The organism is Rhizobium sp. P1_E1 (assembly GCF_056406015.1).
This window is the reverse complement of sequence record NZ_JBFUAY010000017.1, coordinates 55250-74022: the sequence shown is the minus strand read 5'-3', so window position 1 is coordinate 74022 and position 18773 is coordinate 55250. Positions and strand designations below refer to the sequence as shown.

21 protein-coding genes and 1 pseudogene are annotated in these 18773 nt (G+C 56.8%); 19 read left to right on the top strand and 3 right to left on the bottom strand.

What is annotated here, in order from left to right; genetic code table 11:
- Positions 1–1025, bottom strand: a 1025-nt coding sequence (locus AC1D1Z_RS09640) for a DUF262 domain-containing protein (protein WP_477850319.1), incomplete at its 3' end; no start/stop codon positions are given.
- 494 nt (positions 1026–1519) lie between these two features.
- Between AC1D1Z_RS09640 and AC1D1Z_RS09635 the strand changes: the two genes are divergently transcribed.
- The 6 genes from AC1D1Z_RS09635 to AC1D1Z_RS09610 all read left to right on the top strand — a co-directional run bounded on the left by AC1D1Z_RS09635 (position 1520) and on the right by AC1D1Z_RS09610 (position 6951).
- Entirely contained in the window at positions 1520–2413 is an 894-nt protein-coding gene (locus AC1D1Z_RS09635) for a hypothetical protein (RefSeq protein WP_477850317.1), read from the top strand.
- 16 nt (positions 2414–2429) lie between these two features.
- Positions 2430–2852 carry a very short patch repair endonuclease gene (locus AC1D1Z_RS09630; RefSeq protein WP_477850315.1) on the top strand — a complete coding sequence of 141 codons (423 nt, stop codon included), beginning with the start codon at positions 2430–2432 and terminating at the stop codon, positions 2850–2852.
- A gap of 17 nt (positions 2853–2869) precedes the next feature.
- Positions 2870–4210, top strand: coding sequence for a DNA cytosine methyltransferase (locus tag AC1D1Z_RS09625; RefSeq protein ID WP_477850313.1), 1341 nt, complete (start codon positions 2870–2872; stop codon positions 4208–4210).
- On the top strand, positions 4203–4991 hold the full coding sequence (locus tag AC1D1Z_RS09620; protein WP_477850311.1) for an endonuclease: 789 nt from the start codon (positions 4203–4205) through the stop codon (positions 4989–4991). Before AC1D1Z_RS09625 ends, AC1D1Z_RS09620 begins: the two co-directional genes overlap by 8 nt.
- Before the next feature lie 51 nt (positions 4992–5042).
- On the top strand, positions 5043–5633 hold the full coding sequence (locus AC1D1Z_RS09615) for an HNH endonuclease (protein WP_477850309.1): 591 nt from the start codon (positions 5043–5045) through the stop codon (positions 5631–5633).
- A gap of 712 nt (positions 5634–6345) precedes the next feature.
- On the top strand, positions 6346–6951 hold the full coding sequence (locus tag AC1D1Z_RS09610) for a hypothetical protein (RefSeq protein WP_131647359.1): 606 nt from the start codon (positions 6346–6348) through the stop codon (positions 6949–6951).
- Positions 6952–7062: 111 nt separating this feature from the next.
- Here AC1D1Z_RS09610 and AC1D1Z_RS09605 read toward each other — a convergent pair whose 3' ends face one another.
- Together AC1D1Z_RS09605 and AC1D1Z_RS09600 are read right to left on the bottom strand one after the other, a co-directional pair.
- The gene (locus tag AC1D1Z_RS09605) at positions 7063–7563 is read right to left on the bottom strand and encodes an ankyrin repeat domain-containing protein (protein ID WP_131647360.1); all 501 of its coding nucleotides are present in this window, start codon (positions 7561–7563) and stop codon (positions 7063–7065) included.
- Positions 7564–7627: 64 nt separating this feature from the next.
- Positions 7628–7801: a hypothetical protein gene (locus AC1D1Z_RS09600; RefSeq protein ID WP_165420482.1), complete on the bottom strand. Its 174-nt coding sequence runs from the start codon at positions 7799–7801 to the stop codon at positions 7628–7630.
- 368 nt (positions 7802–8169) lie between these two features.
- Between AC1D1Z_RS09600 and ccoN the strand changes: the two genes are divergently transcribed.
- The 13 genes and pseudogenes from ccoN (at position 8170) to AC1D1Z_RS09535 (ending at position 18682) form a co-directional block, all read left to right on the top strand.
- Positions 8170–9813, top strand: coding sequence for a cytochrome-c oxidase, cbb3-type subunit I (gene ccoN, locus AC1D1Z_RS09595; RefSeq protein ID WP_477850323.1), 1644 nt, complete (start codon positions 8170–8172; stop codon positions 9811–9813).
- A gap of 3 nt (positions 9814–9816) precedes the next feature.
- On the top strand, positions 9817–10569 hold the full coding sequence (gene ccoO, locus AC1D1Z_RS09590) for a cytochrome-c oxidase, cbb3-type subunit II (RefSeq protein ID WP_131647362.1): 753 nt from the start codon (positions 9817–9819) through the stop codon (positions 10567–10569).
- 18 nt (positions 10570–10587) lie between these two features.
- Complete coding sequence (locus AC1D1Z_RS09585; protein ID WP_003546168.1) at positions 10588–10758, top strand: CcoQ/FixQ family Cbb3-type cytochrome c oxidase assembly chaperone; 171 nt, start codon at positions 10588–10590, stop codon at positions 10756–10758.
- The gene (gene ccoP, locus AC1D1Z_RS09580) at positions 10749–11627 is read left to right on the top strand and encodes a cytochrome-c oxidase, cbb3-type subunit III (protein ID WP_477850305.1); all 879 of its coding nucleotides are present in this window, start codon (positions 10749–10751) and stop codon (positions 11625–11627) included. Before AC1D1Z_RS09585 ends, ccoP begins: the two co-directional genes overlap by 10 nt.
- Complete coding sequence (locus AC1D1Z_RS09575; protein ID WP_018244634.1) at positions 11624–11818, top strand: hypothetical protein; 195 nt, start codon at positions 11624–11626, stop codon at positions 11816–11818. The genes ccoP and AC1D1Z_RS09575 overlap by 4 nt, the downstream gene beginning before the upstream one ends.
- Positions 11819–12643, top strand: coding sequence for a DUF2189 domain-containing protein (locus AC1D1Z_RS09570; RefSeq protein ID WP_018244633.1), 825 nt, complete (start codon positions 11819–11821; stop codon positions 12641–12643).
- A 13-nt stretch (positions 12644–12656) separates the two neighbouring features.
- The gene (locus AC1D1Z_RS09565) at positions 12657–14924 is read left to right on the top strand and encodes a heavy metal translocating P-type ATPase (RefSeq protein ID WP_131647363.1); all 2268 of its coding nucleotides are present in this window, start codon (positions 12657–12659) and stop codon (positions 14922–14924) included.
- On the top strand, positions 14925–15083 hold the full coding sequence (ccoS, locus tag AC1D1Z_RS09560; RefSeq protein ID WP_018447663.1) for a cbb3-type cytochrome oxidase assembly protein CcoS: 159 nt from the start codon (positions 14925–14927) through the stop codon (positions 15081–15083).
- 34 nt (positions 15084–15117) lie between these two features.
- Entirely contained in the window at positions 15118–15429 is a 312-nt protein-coding gene (locus AC1D1Z_RS09555) for a hypothetical protein (RefSeq protein ID WP_112905879.1), read from the top strand.
- 21 nt (positions 15430–15450) lie between these two features.
- A pseudogene (locus tag AC1D1Z_RS09550) lies at positions 15451–15803 on the top strand (hypothetical protein).
- A gap of 258 nt (positions 15804–16061) precedes the next feature.
- On the top strand, positions 16062–17552 hold the full coding sequence (locus AC1D1Z_RS09545) for an MDR family MFS transporter (protein WP_477850301.1): 1491 nt from the start codon (positions 16062–16064) through the stop codon (positions 17550–17552).
- 41 nt (positions 17553–17593) lie between these two features.
- Entirely contained in the window at positions 17594–18040 is a 447-nt protein-coding gene (locus tag AC1D1Z_RS09540) for a hypothetical protein (RefSeq protein ID WP_130715541.1), read from the top strand.
- A gap of 66 nt (positions 18041–18106) precedes the next feature.
- The gene (locus AC1D1Z_RS09535) at positions 18107–18682 is read left to right on the top strand and encodes an AAA family ATPase (protein ID WP_130715540.1); all 576 of its coding nucleotides are present in this window, start codon (positions 18107–18109) and stop codon (positions 18680–18682) included.
- Positions 18683–18773: the final 91 nt, after the last annotated feature.

Sequence of the window (18773 nt, the reverse complement as noted above, 5' to 3'; positions counted from 1 at the left end):
CCGCAAACGGCCTTGAACATAGATACGAATGCCGAAGGATCATTAAAAGCGCTGTCACGAACGCGAGAATCCGAGAGCGAGCCGGCAAGAACGTCGAAGGCAGCTCTGTTGAACGAGCCCTCGAAACGACCTTCCTCAGGAATGTACTTGCGAGCAAATGACCTTTCTGGGAAAACTCGAAGCCCCGCAGTGACGGCATCAGTTAAATCATCCAACTCCTTAGCAACTTTATCGAAATTAAAGTTTTTGTTTTGCTTCTTGCAAAATTCATCGAGGAAGTCCTTTAAGTTGCCCCGATATGTGAGGCTTTGATCATTGAAGGCCATATATCGGATAGCAATTTCAACGTCCTTCATTCGCTTATCCGGCGCGGAAAGATTTAGCATCTCTTGTATGGGACGGATATCGCCTGTTCGACGGATCACCTCCTTCATGAAGGGGCCGCGAATCAACGACATACGCAATTCCATCGGGGAAAGTCGAACCGATCCCGCATTTAGTCTGTGGAAGATCTCATACAGCACGTTATCATTTCGCCAACCGCGAATGATCGCAGTTCTAATCAATGCGGCCTCGATTGAGCGAGCGAGCTTGCCGTGGCTAGCTGCGATACGCTGCCAGTCTTTGCCGTTCATTTCTGGCAGGTCAGTCAACCCTTCGATAACAAATCGTCGACCGTCGGACAATTCACCATCAAAGAATTCTTTGATTGTGAGTAAGCGTTGCTTGCCATCTAGAACGAGATAATTGTTCCGGGATTCTGGACTTTCGGCAAGTAATATTTGGGGAATAGGAATTCCTAGAGCGAGAGATTCGATGAATTTTGACTTTGACTTGAGGTTCCAAACGCTTCTCCGCTGGAAGTCGGGGTCAAGATCGATAATATCCTTCATTTCCTGGCGCAGAGTGCTTACCGTCCAATCGGAAGGTATGACAAATATATCGGCAAAATCTTCTGGTCTGACACGGAAGTCGTCGCTTCCCTCGTTAGACTCGTCGCCTTCGAAATTCTCATCGTAACCCATTGTCATACCCGGTCGTGAACATAACAAGGAGTCACCACTTCTGGACTAAGCCGTCAACCTCCATATCAACGAGATTTCAAACAACTTAAGTTTGCATCTCAGCCGCCGCGCGATCATCGAATGAATTCGCCGCATCAAGCGGGCTTATGAATGCCGCTTTCATCGAATGTTTCTAAAAGCTAATAAACCAACTTGCGCTCGTCCCCGAGCAGCCAGACTATGCTCCTGCGCTCTCCCACCCATGCCTTATACCGCTCAATGCATTGGTTGATCGTTAAGGACAGTCGTATGCAACACTGGGGCAATGTATGGGAACCTTAGAAGGAGATGCCATGGGGGACACGGCAGCGCTAACAGACTTAAATACCCCCTCGTAAAAATTTTTGGTTTTAACAATCTTCCAAGCGCATGCCTCTGTGCAACCATACCGTTTTACAACGTACAGTCATTCGCATCACCATGCTGTACTAGTGATTCGCCCAGGAAACGTCCTAATGTCGCGTGATAGCGAGAAGCCCATCGTATTCAGCTATTTGTTTAACAGCGTATACGACCCCGACAGCGGGAATGTTCGAGAGAGCACCGTCACCCAGCAACATATACAAGAAGCTATAATGCTCCTTCAGCAAGAGGAAGGAATTTCGCTTCAGGTCGGTAATCCTGCCAACTTCCTCAAAGACTTTCTGAGAAGCCATTCTCGGAACGCATGGTGGCCACAAGAGATCGCCGATGCTGGTTTCACTGCCCGCCAGTCCTACGGCGAGAGCCGTGTGTTTGACTTCATCCCATATTCGGAGGGTCAAACAGTCCCGTTTCCCGATGAGTTCCTACTGCCGGAGACCGCTCCCATACATCCTATCGAAGCAGTATCGCTGCCATCGGCAGCGCGAGCCCTTGGCCGAGGCGATGAAGCTTGGCTTATACAGGTTTGCGTGAACCAACGCATTCTACAAACGCACTKTGCACTCTTCTCGGACATTGATGTAGTCGATCTGTTCCACTTGCAGAACAGCGTAAAGGGGAGCCCGGAGATCGACGCAGTTTTCCTACTGGTTTTCAACGCAGGAGGCGAACAAAAGAAGGCCTTAATGACCCTAGAGGCCAAGCGAAAAGACCCCATTCTCCCTGACCAGATCAAAGGCCAGGTTGCGCTGATGGCGAAACAGAGTAGGAAGCGCGTCGATCTGAGCGACATAGAGTTCGTCATACCTGCCGCTACCAGGGTCATCCGCCGGAACGGCGAGACGATTATTGCAATCTTCGAGATGGAACCCATATCGGTTGCAGACGGCGTGGCCGCCTACGACCAGAGAACCAGCCATGACCTACCACTGGTGATAGCCAAGGGCGTGGGATACGTGCTCTCGCCACAGGTCTCTGGCATTTAGGATATTTTACCGTTGCATGGATACGCGAACGCCTGACCAACGCAGTCGCATTATGCAGGCTGTGAAGCAGAAAGATACTTTGCCTGAGATGTTGCTGCGTCGCGCATTGCATCGGCTCGGCTACCGCTATCGAGTACATGCCAAAGACCTACCCGGACGACCCGACTTGGTATTCCCAAGCCGTAAAAAAGTTGTCTTTGTCCATGGGTGCTTCTGGCATGGCCATGACTGCTCCAAGGGCCGGCTTCCGAAATCACGTCCTGAATATTGGATACCTAAGATCGAGGCGAATAAAGCTAGAGACGAACGGGTAATTTCTGAGCTAAAGAGGGACGGCTGGGACGTCATGGTGATTTGGCAGTGCGAGACCAAAGAGCTAGATGCAGTCCTGAACAAGATGGTTCGGTTTCTTGGTATCCCGAAGCTGTACAGCCCTTGACTTGAATGAGGATAGCGATGGTTCGTCCGATTGGTATTGATCTTTTTTCCGGTGCCGGAGGACTAAGCCTGGGCTTTGAGCAGGCGGGATTTGATGTGCGGGCCGCTGTAGAGGTCGATCCGATCCACGCAGCGATACATAAATACAATTTCCCTGATTGTGCCGTGCTGCCTCGCAGCGTGGTCGGCTTGACTGCTGACGAGATCCGTAGCGCGGCTCGACTTTCGGCTTTTGACAAGGTGGATGTAGTCTTCGGTGGGCCACCGTGCCAAGGCTTCTCGATGATCGGTCACAGATCGATGGAAGACCCGCGCAACCGCCTCGTCCACGAGTTCGTACGGATAGTTGCTGAACTCGATGCGACCTATTTTGTCTTTGAGAACGTAAAAGGTCTCACTGTGGGTCGGCACAAGGCCTTTCTCGAAGAGCTTGTACAGGCTTTTGATAAAGCCGGTTATGCTGTCCGCACACCTTGGCGCGTGTTCGACGCGGCGCAGTTTGGCGTACCCCAGCATAGACAACGACTGATATTGATTGGCGCCAAGAAAGGCGTGTCCGTCCCTGCCTATCCAGATGCGATCACGGCCCCGGCGGACGCAAAGATTGCTTCAGACCTACCTAGAGGACCGACAGCAGCGGAGGCACTAAGCGACCTACCGGATGCCGATAAATTCCCGACCCTTGCGGGTACTGATAAGATTGACGGCGTCCGCTACGGCAAGCCTAGCCGATACGCCGAGGAAATGCGCTGCCTAACGAACGACGGCTGGTACCACGGCTATCCTAGAGACTGGCCAACCAGCAGCCTAACATCGTCGTGGCAAACCGATCATACCGAGATTTCGCGCCTGCGGTTTTCCCAAACTCGGCCGGGCGAAACTGAACCGATTAGCCGTTTCTATAAACTGGCGGCCGAAGGCCTATCTAATACCCTGCGAGCAGGTACTGACGGTGCACGAGGAGCGTTTACGAGCCCTCGGCCGATTCATTACCAGCATAATCGGTGTGTTACCGTCCGTGAGATGGCGCGGTTGCACGGCTTCCCGGACTGGTTCCGCTTCCATTCAACCAAATGGCACGGTGCACGGCAGATCGGGAACGCCGTTCCACCACCATTTGCTAGAGCTATTGCAGGTGCAGTCATGCAAGCTACAGGAAGGACGCCGACAAAGCCTTCTCAGCCACTTGCACTAGGCGACGAAAGTCTGCTGTACATGACGCTATCCGAAGCTGCGAACCACCTTGGTATCGAAGCTCCCAACTCGAAGCGTGACCAGCGTTCCGGAGCAAAGAAGCGCACACAGCATGAAACGGAGGCTGCTCGACTTGCCGCCATGACCGGTCTGTCCGATGGCTAATGCGCCAAAGGGGACCGCGTACATCGATATTATCGAGAAGATTTTTCTCGACAGGTATCGAAAAGGCAGAACTCAGTTGGACTTTGAGCGCGGCGACATCGAGGAAGCAGCAAAGCAGCTCAAAGTTGCCTTGCCAAAGAACCTCGGAGACGTAATCTACTCGCTACGCTACCGCCGCGTATTACCACAGACCATCCTCTCCACTCAACCGAAAGGAATGGAGTGGATTATAGAAGGGGCAGGTAGAGCGAAGTATCGGTTTTCACTCGTTCGGCTCAACCGTGTACTGCCACGGGACGACCTTGTGACGATCAACGTCCCGGATGGTACGCCTGAGATAATCAGAGCTTACGCGCTCGATGACGAACAAGCCCTGCTTGCAATCGTTCGCTACAATCGGCTTATAGATATTTTTCTGGGCCTAACGACCTATTCGCTACAGAACCACCTACGAACTACCGTACGGGGTATCGGCCAGATCGAGATAGACGAGTTGTACATCGGCATTGATAGGCATGGTTGCCACTACGCCATCCCAGTCCAAGCAAAAGGTGGAACAGACCAAATTTCGGTTGTTCAAACGAAACAGGACTTGGGTTGGTGTGCGCAGAAGTATCCATCGATGCGCTGCCGAGCAATATCTGCACAGTTCATGAGCAATGAACGGGTCGCCATGTTTGAGCTAACCGTGGAAGACGACATGGTGAAAGTTGTAGAGGAGCGGCACTATAAACTGGTTCCCGCCTCTGCATTAGATGACGCGATTTGGTCGTATCGCTGATCCTAGCAAGACGCCGACGCGTTGCTTCGATGTTGTATGGGCTGGTGCAAAGTGAAATTCAGAAAGCCATTAAAGATCACCCAGAGGGTATCCTCTGTAACGAATAGCTTTGTTCAAGCAGTCATTCCGTGGGTTCCACCATCGCCCGGCCAGCAATCAGAGGCATTGAAGGTGCTGGGAATGGAAGACGGCATCGTGTGCGCGTACTGCGGAGGTGTTGCTTCAGACTGGGACCATCTGCGCCCCCTCGTCAGGAATAAAAGGCCTACGGGATACATTTCCGACTACAAGAACTTGGTGCCTGCATGTGGGCGCTGTAATCAGTCAAAGGGTGCACAAGAATGGCGCTCTTGGATTGTTGGTAGTGCCGCAGGCTCGCCAGCATCAAGAGCCATGCCTGATTTGGAAAAGCGTATCGCAGCATTGGAACGTTTCGAAATCTGGGGTGCTGTATCGCCACTGCCACTTGAGCAGTTGGCTGCACCTGACCTGTGGTCAAAACACTGGGAAAACCTTCGGAGATTGGAAGAGGCGCTTCAAGAAGCGCAAAAGCATGCAGCCGTTCTACAGGCAGAGGTGCATAGGCGATTTGGTACGAACTCACTGTTCCTCGCGCCTGAGTTGGTAGCCTCTGACGGGTAGTATGACGCAGCGAGCCCCAGTTCCGAGTGCATGTACCGTTGCCCTGCGCAATGTGGAGACACAAAAGGGGACATAGTGTTCCCTAACCATACCTGAAAGCCGGCTTCTAAGGGTTTTAGCGATGATTGGCGCACCGTGGCCGTTGCATGCTCTATCATCCTGTGTAATGCAGAGACACAAAAGGGGGACATCGTGTCTCCCTAGCTGTCCCGGATGCCCGGTTTCTAAGGCTTTTGACCGATGGTGGGCGCTCCCTCCCGCGCCACCTCCCCTGCACAACTCACAAGTTCACTATGCTCTCCGCGCAGGGGAACAAGGCCCACATATTGCCGCGTGCTATCCTCTCGTCTAAACTGGTGCATTAAGGTGAGACATCGTGTTTCACTGCCCGCCCGTAGAGCCCTTGGTTTGCAACGCCTTTGATCTAAGGAAACGCTTCCTGCAAGCGGCACCATTTTCTTTCAATCCCCCTTTTAGTTCACCTATTGACACTCGATAGGCGCCTTTTCACGACTTCGCGAGGTTGAGGAAGTTGAGGCGAGATGGCGAAAGATTTTGAGCGACTTCGACTCCTCTCGCATCATAGTCAGCGAGCCCAATCATTCTTGTGCTGGGCGCTCGGGTCAAAAAGGCAAAGGGATGACGCACGACGGGGATATTCGAAGCCTTGGCTTCCGCGCTTACCGCGCCAAAGGTAGTTAAAGGACGGAGAATGACCACAATCACAAAGCTGGACGCTGCCCGCAGACAGTTACTTGCCGCAATCCACCTTCATTGGTTTTTCATCGAGCCGATCGCTGTCTATCAGCTGGCGACGAATGCCTCGGAAATATGCGACGCGATTCTGAAGAAGAGCGGCGGCACCAGAATAAAGCAGCATGTGGCAGAGCAACAGGGCTGGGAGATTGGCCAATTGAACGCTCTGATCAACGTCGCGAGAAATTTCTCAAAGCACGCTGATCGAGACCCGGAGGCCGAGATGGAAGATTTAGTCTTTGAGGACTGCAATGGGGTCAATCTAACTGCCTGCATCGACTATTCGATGGCCGCACGGCGGGCTCCAGATATCGTAGGCGCCTTCATCATCTGGTTTGCCGCCACGAACCCGGAGAAGACGGGGTCATTCCTTTCCGAAGAGGCCCACTCCTTATTCCCCGCGCTCGGGAATATGAGCCGGTCCGATCAAATTCTTGCGGCGCGTCGATATGTTCTTCATCCCCCACCAAGCGAAGTGCTGAATAATGCCCGCAACGAGCTCTCCGATTTTTGGCGATGGAAGGAGCTACGAAGCCAAGGACAAAATTTCCGAACCGAATAGTTAAGCGATCATCTCAAGTTCCTGACGCCTCGTTGAGACTCGACCAAACAAGTAGTCGAACTTGCCCGGGGCAATCTCAAGTCCCTTTGCGGCAAGAGTGCTTTCAGAAGACTATGCACTCCCCCGCGACAAGTATGAGTTGATCAGGTCCGCGGCATCGTCCTCTCCCTTCTCGCGTGCAATATCGGCGGCGGCGGCACCAGTGCGATCGGTCTTTGTCAGGTCCGCATGGTTCTCCAACAACAGCTTTGCAACTTCGGTGCTTCCCCAGGCGGCCGCGCACATCAGCGGGGTCACGCCATCGGCCGTCTCGGCGTTTACGTCCGCGCCAAGGGATAGTAGGTAGTTTGCAACGGCTGCTTCGCCATTCGCAGATGCCTCGTGCAGTGCCGTCATTTCACCACGACCAATCGCGTGTACTGATGCACCGTTCCGCACTAGCGTCTCAACCGCTGCAAGCAAACCTTCAGCTGCCGAGACCATGAGCGGTGTTCGACCATGTATGCCGACTTTGTTCAAGTCGAGTTCCTTGGACTCGATTTCTAGCTGAGCTAGTGAAGCGCCGGCCACGATTCGCTCAATGAAATGCTCAATCTTTGACTGATCGTTCATGGGAGTACGTTGAAGTTCTCTATCATCGCTCTCCTCCAGTCTGGAGGGACATTGTTCGCACACACTACGTTCTCTCGATGCCCTCGCCAATGCTTGGAAGCGCTGCTTCGACGTGACCTCTGGCAAGCTCATAAATCCAGTATTCGTGCGGATAAGCCTTGGTCTGCAGTCTCTCCAGATCCGCAAGAGCATCGTCCAGCAGTTCAGTGGCATCCTGCTTTGAGAGAATGCCATTCATCAGCAGGCGCCGAAGGATGTTTACCTGTATCGCTGTATCGCTGTCTGGCAGGGGATGGCTGCTTCCAGATTGCCTAGCATTTTCCTTGTGTATTCGTCCGTCATCTTCCCTGTCACTCCCAATCCAAACGCAATCCCTACCCGGTCATCAGCCTTGGACAGTGGCAAAGCTCATCCCGCGTCAAATGGTAACGGGAACGTTCGCTCCATGAGCGAATAACACGGTCTTCTGCTTCAGGCACAAATCGGTCCAACGGCGATTGCGATGGACGATCTATGTCTATCTTCGCGTGTGCACGCTCGCAGAACTGATTGCCTTTCAACGCTTTGTGGCGCACCATCATCGACATAGCCGGGGGATGGGGAACAATGGGACAACTCACGACCGGCGAACGGGGGTTCGCGGCAGCTATACTTATCGCTTTGATGGTTGTCGGTGTCGCGATGGCGGCCGCTGGCCGCTTCGATCCCATCGGCATTCACGGCGCTATCGTCCTTGTGTATTGCGGCGCGTTGTTCTGCTACATCCTGACTTCGGCTTTCGACGAAGAACCGGATGCTTCGCGCTTTTCCAGCTACTATGACGATCCGATCAAGGTCGGCGTGGCCTTCACGTTGGCGTGGGCGATCTTTGGCATGTTCATCGGCGTCTGGGCAGCTGCACAGCTTGCCTGGCCGAGCCTGAATTTCGATACGGCGTGGTCGAGCTTCGGCCGTATACGGCCCGCCCATACGACAGGGGTGATCTTCGGCTTCGGCGGAAACGCGTTGATCGCGACATCATTCCATGTCGTTCAGCGAACATCGCGCGCAAGGTTGGCCGATCAACTCTCGCCCTGGTTCGTGATCTTCGGCTTCAACCTTTTCTGTCTGATCGCGGTCAGCGGGTATTTCATGGGCGTTACCCAGTCCAAGGAATACGCGGAAGCGGAATGGTATGCCGACCTCTGGCTCGTGATCGTTTGGATCGCCTATTTCGCGCTCTTCGTACGCACCTTGGCGCGGCGCAAGGAACCCCACATCTACGTGGCCAACTGGTATTATCTCGCCTTCATCATCGTGGTGGCGATCCTCCACATCGTCAACAACCTGGCAGTGCCGGTATCGTTCGGACACGCCAAAAGCTACACGGTCTGGTCCGGTGTACAGGATGCGATGGTCCAGTGGTGGTACGGGCACAACGCCGTGGCGTTTTTTCTGACGTCGGGCTTCCTGGGGATGCTCTACTATTATCTGCCGATCCGCGCTGAGCGGCCGATTTTTTCCTATCGATTGTCCATTCTCAGCTTCTGGGGGATCACCTTCTTCTACATGTGGGCGGGGTCCCACCATCTTCATTACACGGCGCTGCCTATCTGGGTGCAAAACCTTGGAATGACGTTCTCGGTCATGCTGCTCGTTCCGTCGTGGGCGTCGGCCGGGAACGCGTTGCTCACGTTGAACGGGGCTTGGCATCGCGTGCRTGACGACGCCACTCTTCGCTTCATCATGATGGCGGCGTTCTTCTATGGGCTGTCGACATTCGAAGGGTCTTTCATGGCAATCAGACCCGTCAACTCACTGTCTCATTATACCGATTGGACGGTCGGACACGTTCATGCCGGTGCGCTGGGCTGGGTTGCCATGATAACGTTCGGCGCGCTCTACACACTCGTTCCATCGATCTGGAAACGCGAAAGGATGTATTCAGCAGCCCTGGTCGAAGTCCACTTCTGGTTGGCGCTCGCAGGCACGCTCATCTACGTTTTCGCCATGTGGAATTCCGGCATTATCCAAGGCTTGATGTGGCGCACTTATTCCGCCGACAACAGTTTGGTCTATTCATTCGTCGACAGTCTGCTGGCGATGTATCCCTACTACATCGCACGCGCTTTCGGAGGGCTGCTTTTCCTCCTTGGGGCGATCGTGGCGAGCTTCAATATCTGGATGACCGTACGAACAGCTCCCGCCGCGGGAGCAGTTCACGATGCGCCCCTGACTTCGGGCATTCTCGAAAACGCACCGGCGGAGTGAGAGATGAGCGAACGTCTGCACGGAAGACTGGAACGTACGGCCGTCGGGTTTATGCTGGCTATCGTTGTAGCGGGAAGCGTCGGCGGGCTCGTCGAGATCGCCCCGCTGTTCACGATCCACGAGACGGTCGAGGACGCCCCCGACATGAGAGTGTACACACCCCTMGAGGCGGCGGGCCGGAACATCTATGTTCGCGAAGGCTGTTACGCCTGCCACAGCCAGATGATCAGAACGCTGCGGGACGAGGTCGAGCGGTACGGTCCTTATTCTCTTGCGGTCGAATCCAAGTACGACCATCCCATGTTGTGGGGATCAAAGCGCACGGGTCCCGATCTGGCGCGCATCGGCGGGAAGTATTCCGATCTCTGGCACGTGGCCCATTTGATCAACCCTCGCGAGGTCGTCCCGGAATCCAATATGCCGTCCTATCAATGGCTGGCGACAACCCCGCTCGATCTGGGCGATCTGCGTGACCAACTGGCGGCCCTGAGAAGCGTGGGAGTGCCTTATACGGATGACATGGTCGCAAACGCGTCTGCCGATGCCTTCGGCCAAGCCAATCCAGATAGCGAACAGTCCTCAGGCGTCACGGAACGTTATGGGCAAGACACGCAGGTCTCTGCGTTTGACGGCGTAAAAACCAGCGTGACGGAAATGGACGCCATGGTCGCCTATCTGCAGGTGCTTGGCCGGCTCACAAAGGCTGCCTACCAGAACACTGCGGCACCGGAGCAGGTGCCGAACCCCAACAATTGATTCCTCAGGGGATTTGAAATGGATCTTACCCACGAAACCATGTTGGAACTGTCCAAGGTTTGGGGCCTGTTCTATCTCATTTTGTTTTCGATCGGGGTGATCATCTACACCTTCTGGCCTTCCAACAAGGCGCGCTTCGATCGGGCGGAAACGGACATATTCGATAAGGACGACACCCCATGGCGATAGAGGAAGTCGATCCCGTAACAGGCAGGAAGACGACGGGACACATCTGGAACGGCATCAAGGAGCTCGATACTCCTGTACCGCGCGGGGTTCTGCTCTTCCTGATCATCACCCACCTGTTCGCCGCTCTCTGGTGGATACTGTATCCGACCTGGCCGCTTGGAAGCACATATACGAGGGGCCTGATCGGCACGASTCAAAAACAGGCGGTAGAGCGAAAGATCATAGAAGCCGATGCTTCGCGCGCGCCCTGGATCGAGAAGATCGAGACCAGTTCCTTTGATGAAATCCGTGCCGACGAAAAGCTGATGGAGAAGGTGGCCTCCAGCGGCCACCAGTTGTTCGGAGACAACTGCGCCGCCTGTCATGGAAGGGACGGCAAGGGCGGACGAGACTTCCCCGATCTTACCGATGACGACTGGCTTTGGGGCGGAGGACCAGAAAAAATCGTCCAGACCATGACGGTGGGCGTCAATACGACGCACTCGCAAAGCCGCGTGTCGCAGATGCCTGCGTTCGGAACAGACGAAATGCTCAACCGAAAACAGGTGAGCGACGTCGCCGCCTATGTCTATTCGTTGAGCAATACGTCCACCGAATCCGTAGACGCCAGCCAGATCGCTGCTGGCCGCCAAGTGTTCATGGCTAGCTGTGTGGCATGCCACGGCGAAGATGCCAAAGGCAAACAGGATGTCGGTGCGCCGAACCTGACCGACGGCCGCTGGATTTACGGCGGGGGTATCGAACGGATCGTCCAGTCTATCCATGGCGGACGGCAGGGACATATGCCCACCTGGGACGAACGCCTAAGTCCAGCTGAGATAAAGATACTCGCGCTTTATGTGAACAAGCTGGGTGGGGGTCAGCCGTGACGCCCGAAGCGAAGAGCCCCATACCCCGCGTTTTCAAGTGGCTGCTGATCGGACTGACCGGCGCGATCTTTGTCGGCGCCAACGCCCATTTTGTTTACATGGCGATCACCACTCAGCCCGCCTGCATCGAGCATATCAAGGAAAAAGGCCAGCAACCCAACCAATTCAGGGCCGCCGCTTCAGCTTGCTGAATGCGCGAGGAGGATCAGATGCCGCAGGACGACACTTCCGGCCGATATCGGAGCGAGGTATCAGGGATACAGGAGACGATGAATCCCAAGTGGCAGCGGCATCTGCCCCTCGGCGCTCCTCTCGGTTGGCTTGGCCAAGGCTGGCAGGACTTGATCCGGCAACCCTGGCCAAGTCTGGCCTACGGGTTCGTGGTGTTCTTACTTGCGTTGGCGGCCACCGTGATGCTGTTTCGGCTCGAGCGCGACTATCTTCTCTTTCCTGCATTGGCGGGCATATTGATCGTCGCCCCGCTCTTTGCCGCAGGGCTCTATGTCAAGAGCAGGAGTTTGGCGAACGGCGAGCGCATCTCGCTTCGTCAGATGTTATTCGTCCGGCCGAGAGCTGGAGGGCAGGTGTTCTTCACGGGGATGCTGCTGTGCATGGTGATGCTGCTCTGGATGAGGGCCGCGGTCATTATCTACGCGCTCTTTTTCGGCGTTAATCCGTTCCCCGGCCTTGGTGGCGTAGCAAGGCTATTGGTCACCACCCCCTCGGGCTGGGGCATGCTGATCGTCGGCTTGTGTGTCGGCGCATTGTTCGCTGGATTCGCTTTTGCAATCGGGGTGTTCTCAATTCCGATGCTTCTGGATAAGCGCATAGACGCCTTCACAGCGATGGGCGTCAGCGTTGTCATGGTCTGGAACAACATGGGACCGTCAATGGTCTGGGGTGCGATCGTGCTCGCCCTCTTCCTCGCCAGCCTGCTGACGGGACTTGTCGGACTCATCGTCGTTTTTCCTTTGCTCGGCCACGCCACATGGCATGCCTACAAGGCAATGAGGTAGCGAGGAAGGGACAATGACCTGCTGCGCGTCAATTGCGTCGTCGCTCCCCGAGCCCGGACCAAGAAGGCCGGGTGTGGACGAGGTTGCGTTGGCAAGCAAGGATTTGGGCAGTGGTCTCAGGCAGATCACCCTGTCCGTCCCGGACATGCGATGTGGCGCATGCATGGCGCTTTTGGAATCGACGCTTGGCAAGCACCCCGAAGTTCACATGGCGCGCGCCAATCTGACGGCGAAGCGTGTGACCATCCATTGGCACGCGGAAAATGGTTCGCCGCCCGATTTTGCCGCCCTGATCGGAACGATCGGTTACACGGCCGTCTTGCCGATGGAAGGCCGCGATCAACCGGACGGTGAGATATCAGGGCTGCTGCGCGCGCTGGCAGTTGCCGGCTTTTGCTCAATGAACATCATGGTGCTGTCCGTATCGGTCTGGGCGGGCGCAGACCCGGCAACACGTCAGACGCTCCACCTGATGTCGGCCGCGCTCGCACTACCGGCCGTGATCTACTCCGGGGCGACATTCTACCGGTCGGCGTGGCGGGCGCTCGTGCACGGTCGGGCAAACATGGATGTGCCGGTCAGCATCGGCGTCCTGCTCTCGTTCGGTCTCAGCGTATACGACACGTTCGCCGAAGGACGGCAAGCTTACTTCGAGGCCAGTACCTCATTGATCTTCATTTTGCTCGTCGGACGCACGCTCGACCATCTGATGCGACGGCGGGCGCGATCGGCGGCGGCGTCTCTGGCCGACATGATGCCGAAAGGCGCTAATGTGATCCGCGCGGATGGACGGATCGAATATGTTCCACTGAGCGACATCGTTTCCGGCACCCGCACTCTGATTGCAGCCGGCGATAGAATTCCAGCTGACGGGACGATTCTCTCCGGCCAGTCGGAACTTGACCGTTCATTGCTGACGGGAGAGAGCCGTTGGGAGGCGGTTGGACCAGGCGGAGAGGTTCGCGCGGGAGATTTGAACGTCGGCCATCCCCTGACTGTCGAAGCCACCGCCGCACCAGGAGATTCGACACTCGCCGATCTGCATAGGATGCTGGAAGCCGTCGAGGACGGCCGGTCTCAATACCAGATACTCGCCGACAGGGCCGCGCGTCTCTATGCTCCGGTTATCCACGGACTGTCGGTGCTGACATTCCTTTCGTGGTTTGCGGTGACACAGGACATCCACCTCTCCCTGACGATTTCGATCTCGGTCCTGATCATTGCCTGCCCTTGTGCGCTGGGGCTGGCGGTTCCGATGGTTCAGGTTGTTGCAGCACGCAGATTGTTCACCCAGGGCATCGTGGCACGGGACGGATCGGCATTGGAACGTTTGGCGGAAATCGACACCGTCGTTTTCGACAAGACCGGTACGCTGACGCAATACGAGCCGACGCTGTTGACCGGGAACTGGACCGGACCACTGGAATTTTCACTGGCTGTGTCACTGTCGCGGTTTTCGAGCCATCCGATGTCGAGAGCGATCGCGGATTACGCCTCACGGCGCGAGTGGGAGGCTCTCGCGCTCGATGACGTCAGGGAGATAAAAGGCAACGGTCTCGAGGCGTCTTTCCGAGGGGAAGTTTATCGACTTGGGCGAGCGGCATGGGCGGCGAGCGGCGATGCAGACGACCGGACTGCCGCAGCTTCTACTATCGTCCTGACGCGACAGGGAGAAATCCTCGCCTCTTTCGTTTTTGGAGAGAAGGTTCGAGCCGGGTCGGCGATGGCGGTGCAGTTCTTGAAGAGCCGCGGCATCGCTGTCGAAATGCTGACGGGCGATGTCCCCGAAGCGGCTCTTGCAGTGGCACGGGAAGTCGGAATCGACTCCGTAAAAGCAGCCGCCCTCCCCAAGGACAAGGCCGAGGCGATCGATGCGTTGCGTGGTCTCGGACGCAAGGTGATGATGATTGGTGACGGAATAAACGACGCGGTCGCGCTGAAGAGCGCGCATGTTTCCATGGTTCCGGCGTCAGGAAGCGACATCGGTCGCAGCGCCGCCGATTTCATCCTGCTCAACGGAGACATGGACGGAATAAAGGTCGCGCTGACGACGGCGGGTCGTGCGGCCGTGCTGATCCGCCAAAATTTCGCTTTGGCTATCGTCTACAATGCGTGCAGCATTCCTCTCGCGCTGTTGGGTTATGCCAACCCGCTCATCGCCGCGATAGCGATGTCGACGTCGTCGATATTGGTCGTCGCGAATGCGATGAGGCTTGAGATTGACGGAACGCCGCCAGAGCGGGAAATGCGGCGGATAAAAAAGTTGGCGGGAGTGGGATAAATGAGCGCATTGTCGTTTCTGATACCCATAGCTCTGTTCATGGGCATCGCCGGGCTTGGCGCCTTCCTTTGGTCCCTGCGCACCGGTCAGTACGAAGATCTGGATGGCGCAGCAGAAAGGATATTGTCCGAAAAGGACGACAAGCCTCTCAGCGGCTGAAGGATCGATTGTAAATGCTTTGAAGGAGGGTCGAATGGAAGACACGGATAGCCAGTCTCCGCCGGTTGAACATGATACCGCCCAAGCGTCACGCATCCCTACCATTGACCCATCGGAGGCTGTGACGGGGGTTGCCATTGTCTTGGGCATCCTTGGCGGAGCAATCGGCGTCGTTTCCACCTTGTTCCAGGCCGATGCATCCAGTGTTGGCTCCTGGATCGTCTACTGCCTCATTGCAGCGTTGGCGGGCGGCTCTGCAGGGATCGTCGTTGGCGGAATGTTTGGAGCGATTTTCGCGGTAACCAGGGGAATAACGGTACCCGCCCGCAGTGATCGTCAGGGCTGAAGAGGCCAGGCCGGCCCGGCGCTGGCGCAGACGGCCGGGGGCGCGGGTGCCAATGGGCGGCTTTCGGTGGCGCCGATCATTGGCGGGCCGGGGAGTTCGGGCGCCGGTTCCGCCGGGGCAGGGTCGGCTGGCACTGGTTCTGTCGGCGGCGGTGCAGCGGGCACCGGGTCTGTCGGCACAGGCTCGGCGGGATCGGTTCTGTCGGAACCGATCCCGGCACCACCGGCAGCACGACCGGCAATGGCGGCGTCGATCTCAACAGCGGCCGCAGCACCATCAATCCCGGCGGCGTCAATCCCAACCTGCAGCAGACGCCGGGTTGCACCGGGGGAAGCGCGGACAGCGGCTCGCTCAGTCAGGTATGCCCACAATAGGGGTGAGGCGATTGTTCGCCTTCCCTCCTGATAGAACGAAGGCCCGGGCGGAATGGCGCCGGGCCTTCGTTTCCGACCCACCTTCCCTCACATGACGCGAAAACAAATGCCATCATGAGAAACCGGGCGCGGCCTGCTTTACCGGCCGGGCTTGAGGACGTAAAAGAGCGGTATCACTCCGCAAGCGGCGCATCGCCCCACACCAAAGCCAGCCTGCCGATATTTCCGGCATCTGCGGAGCACCCGAAGAGGATCGTCATGTCGAATGCAGCGCAACGCTCGAACCGCGTGCTTATCGTCGCCACCATCATGCTCGCGACCTTCATGGTGGCGATCGAGGCGACGATCGTGGCGACCGCGATGCCGCGCATCGTCGGGCAGCTCGGCGGCTTTTCCTATTACAGCTGGGTGTTTTCGGCCTTCCTGCTGGCGCAGTCGACGACCACTGTTATCTACGGCAAACTTTCCGACATTTTTGGGCGCAAGCCGGTGCTGATCGGCGGCATCCTGATCTTCCTCGTCGGCTCTTTGCTCTGCGGGCTTGCCTGGTCGATGATGTCGCTGGTGCTGTTCCGGCTGCTGCAGGGGCTGGGCGCCGGCGCCATCCAGCCGGTGACGATGACTGTTATCGGCGATCTCTTCAAGCTCGAAGAACGCGGCCGCGTGCAGGGTGCGATGGCGACCGTCTGGGCGACCTCGGCCGTGGTCGGGCCGCTTGCCGGCGGCATCATCGTCGACAACATCTCCTGGGCCKGGATCTTCTGGATCAACCTGCCGATCGGCATCATCTCGATCATCGCCTTCATGATCTTCCTGAAGGAGGATGTGGCGCACAAGCAGGCAAAGATTGATTACCTCGGATCGGTGCTGTTTTCGATCTCGATCGTGGCACTGCTCGTCATGTTGACGGAAACCGATGCCAGCGCCTGGATCCTGCTTTCGCTTTTTGCCGTCTTCGTGGTCGCGGGCATCCTCTTCCTCGCCCAGGAGAAGCGGGCGCCGGAGCCGATCATTTCAATCCCGCTCTGGAGCCGCCGGCTGATTGCGACCAGCAATGCGGCAACGCTGCTGGCCGGCATGGCGCTGATCGGGCTTTCGACAATCCTGCCGATCTATGTGCAGGGCGTTCTCGGCCGTTCGCCTGTTGTTGCCGGCTTCACGCTCACCATGCTCGTCGTCGGCTGGCCCTTGGCGGTGATGCTCTCCAGCCGCTTCTACAAGGCCTTCGGCATCCGCCGCACGCTGCGCGTCGGCAGCCTGCTGTTTCCCTTCGGCRCCTGTTTTCTTCTGTTCCTGACGCCTGAGAGTTCGCCGGTCGTTGCCGGCGCCGGCTCCTTCTTCATGGGCTTCGGCATGGGTCTCATCAGCCTCACCAGCATCGTGCTGGTGCAGGACAGCGTCGAATGGTCGATGCGCGGCAGTGCCACCGCCTCGATCATCTTTGCCCGCAGCCTCGGCAATACGCTCGGCGCCACCGTGCTCGGCGCCATCCTCAATGCCGGTATCAACCACTATGCGAGCGGCGAAGCGGCGGCCGGGCTGCATGAGGCGCTGAACCAGCCGACCGGGCTCTCGGCGCTCGCCGCCGATCCGGCAATCCGCGCCGTCTTCAATGCGGCGTTGCACTGGAGCTTCTGGGGCGTGGTCGTCGTCGCGGTGCTGACCTTCTTCACCACCTGGCTGATCCCGGTCGGGCCGAGCCGGAAGCACGAGGCGGCGGCGGTCGCAAGCGAGGCGGCCTCGCATTAACGCGGTTCAACCGTTCGGCGCGACTTAGGGAAAAGGCTCTGATGGGTTACGATCTTCACATTACCCGTAAGGCAAATTGGTTCGATGCCTCTCCATCGATCGCTCTCGACGAATGGCTCGAGTACGTTGCCAGTGATCCCGAAATTCAGCATGACGGTTTTGCCGAAACTCCCGCCGCCGACGGGGATGTTTTACGGGTGGAACAGGCGGGCATATGCGTGTGGAAAGGATACTCCCGCGGCGAAAATCGGGAAAACGCCGCATGGTTTTGGTGGAGCGGAGGCAACATCGTTGTCAAAAACCCCGATCAAGAAATCCGTCGGAAAATGTGGCTTATCGCCCAATCTCTCGAAGCCAAAGTCCAGGGAGAAGAGGGAGAATATTATAACCATGATGGCGAGATGATCGTGACGCCGACGGATGTCGTACTCGCGTCCGAGCGTCCGGTGTCTCCCGATCCAAAGCGTCCATGGTGGAAATTCTGGTAGATTCCAGACAATGCTGTTCTGCACTGCGTTGTTACCGGTGGATTGTGTTGGGAGAGTTGTCGAACGATGGGTGTTTTCGTTTTGCTCTTGGGGTTTCCGGGCGTCGGGAAGCTGACAATCGCCGAAGAACTCGCTTCGCTTATATCAGCGAAGATCGTTGATAATCACTGGTTCAACAACCCGATCTTGCGCCTCCTCGACGAGGATCAGACCGCTTCGTTGCCTAAGGGTGTCTGGGAGTACACCGGCAGGGTCCGGCAGGCCGTCCTGGATGCAATCGCCACCTATAGCGGTCCGTCAGCGAATTTCATCTTCACCCATGCCGGTGTCGAAGGCGATGAGCGGAGCGCACGGACGTACCAACAGTTTGTTGACGCCGCCAGACAGCGCGCCGCCGTCTTCGTTCCGGTGAGATTGCTTTGTGCCGAAGAAGAATTGGCGCGTCGCGTTTCCTCCCCCGCACGGCACGACCATTTGAAAACGACCGACGTCAAGACTTCAAGAAACCGAAGCCAACAGGCCGTGGTTCTTGATATCCCGCACCAGCACGCGCTGACCCTAGATGTGACGTTCACGTCGCCTTTGGAAAGTGCTGCGGCAATACGGGATCATGTTGTGACATGCCTGCCGAACGGGAGCTGATTGTGCGATTGCATGCAGCGAAAGAGGATATTCCGAAGTGTGGTGTCGTCATCGACGCCACGCTCCCGCTCGCCGTCGTTGTCGACGAGAT

Coding starts and splice junctions, on each gene's coding strand:
- AC1D1Z_RS09630 (WP_477850315.1), top strand. CDS start 2,430: ATGGATACGCGAACGCCTGACCAACGCAGTCGCATTATGCAGGCTGTG.
- AC1D1Z_RS09625 (WP_477850313.1), top strand. CDS start 2,870: ATGGTTCGTCCGATTGGTATTGATCTTTTTTCCGGTGCCGGAGGACTA.
- AC1D1Z_RS09620 (WP_477850311.1), top strand. CDS start 4,203: ATGGCTAATGCGCCAAAGGGGACCGCGTACATCGATATTATCGAGAAG.
- AC1D1Z_RS09610 (WP_131647359.1), top strand. CDS start 6,346: ATGACCACAATCACAAAGCTGGACGCTGCCCGCAGACAGTTACTTGCC.
- AC1D1Z_RS09605 (WP_131647360.1), bottom strand. CDS start 7,563: ATGAACGATCAGTCAAAGATTGAGCATTTCATTGAGCGAATCGTGGCC.
- AC1D1Z_RS09600 (WP_165420482.1), bottom strand. CDS start 7,801: ATGAATGGCATTCTCTCAAAGCAGGATGCCACTGAACTGCTGGACGAT.
- AC1D1Z_RS09585 (WP_003546168.1), top strand. CDS start 10,588: ATGGATCTTACCCACGAAACCATGTTGGAACTGTCCAAGGTTTGGGGC.
- AC1D1Z_RS09570 (WP_018244633.1), top strand. CDS start 11,819: ATGCGCGAGGAGGATCAGATGCCGCAGGACGACACTTCCGGCCGATAT.
- AC1D1Z_RS09565 (WP_131647363.1), top strand. CDS start 12,657: ATGACCTGCTGCGCGTCAATTGCGTCGTCGCTCCCCGAGCCCGGACCA.
- ccoS (WP_018447663.1), top strand. CDS start 14,925: ATGAGCGCATTGTCGTTTCTGATACCCATAGCTCTGTTCATGGGCATC.
- AC1D1Z_RS09555 (WP_112905879.1), top strand. CDS start 15,118: ATGGAAGACACGGATAGCCAGTCTCCGCCGGTTGAACATGATACCGCC.
- AC1D1Z_RS09540 (WP_130715541.1), top strand. CDS start 17,594: ATGGGTTACGATCTTCACATTACCCGTAAGGCAAATTGGTTCGATGCC.
- AC1D1Z_RS09535 (WP_130715540.1), top strand. CDS start 18,107: ATGGGTGTTTTCGTTTTGCTCTTGGGGTTTCCGGGCGTCGGGAAGCTG.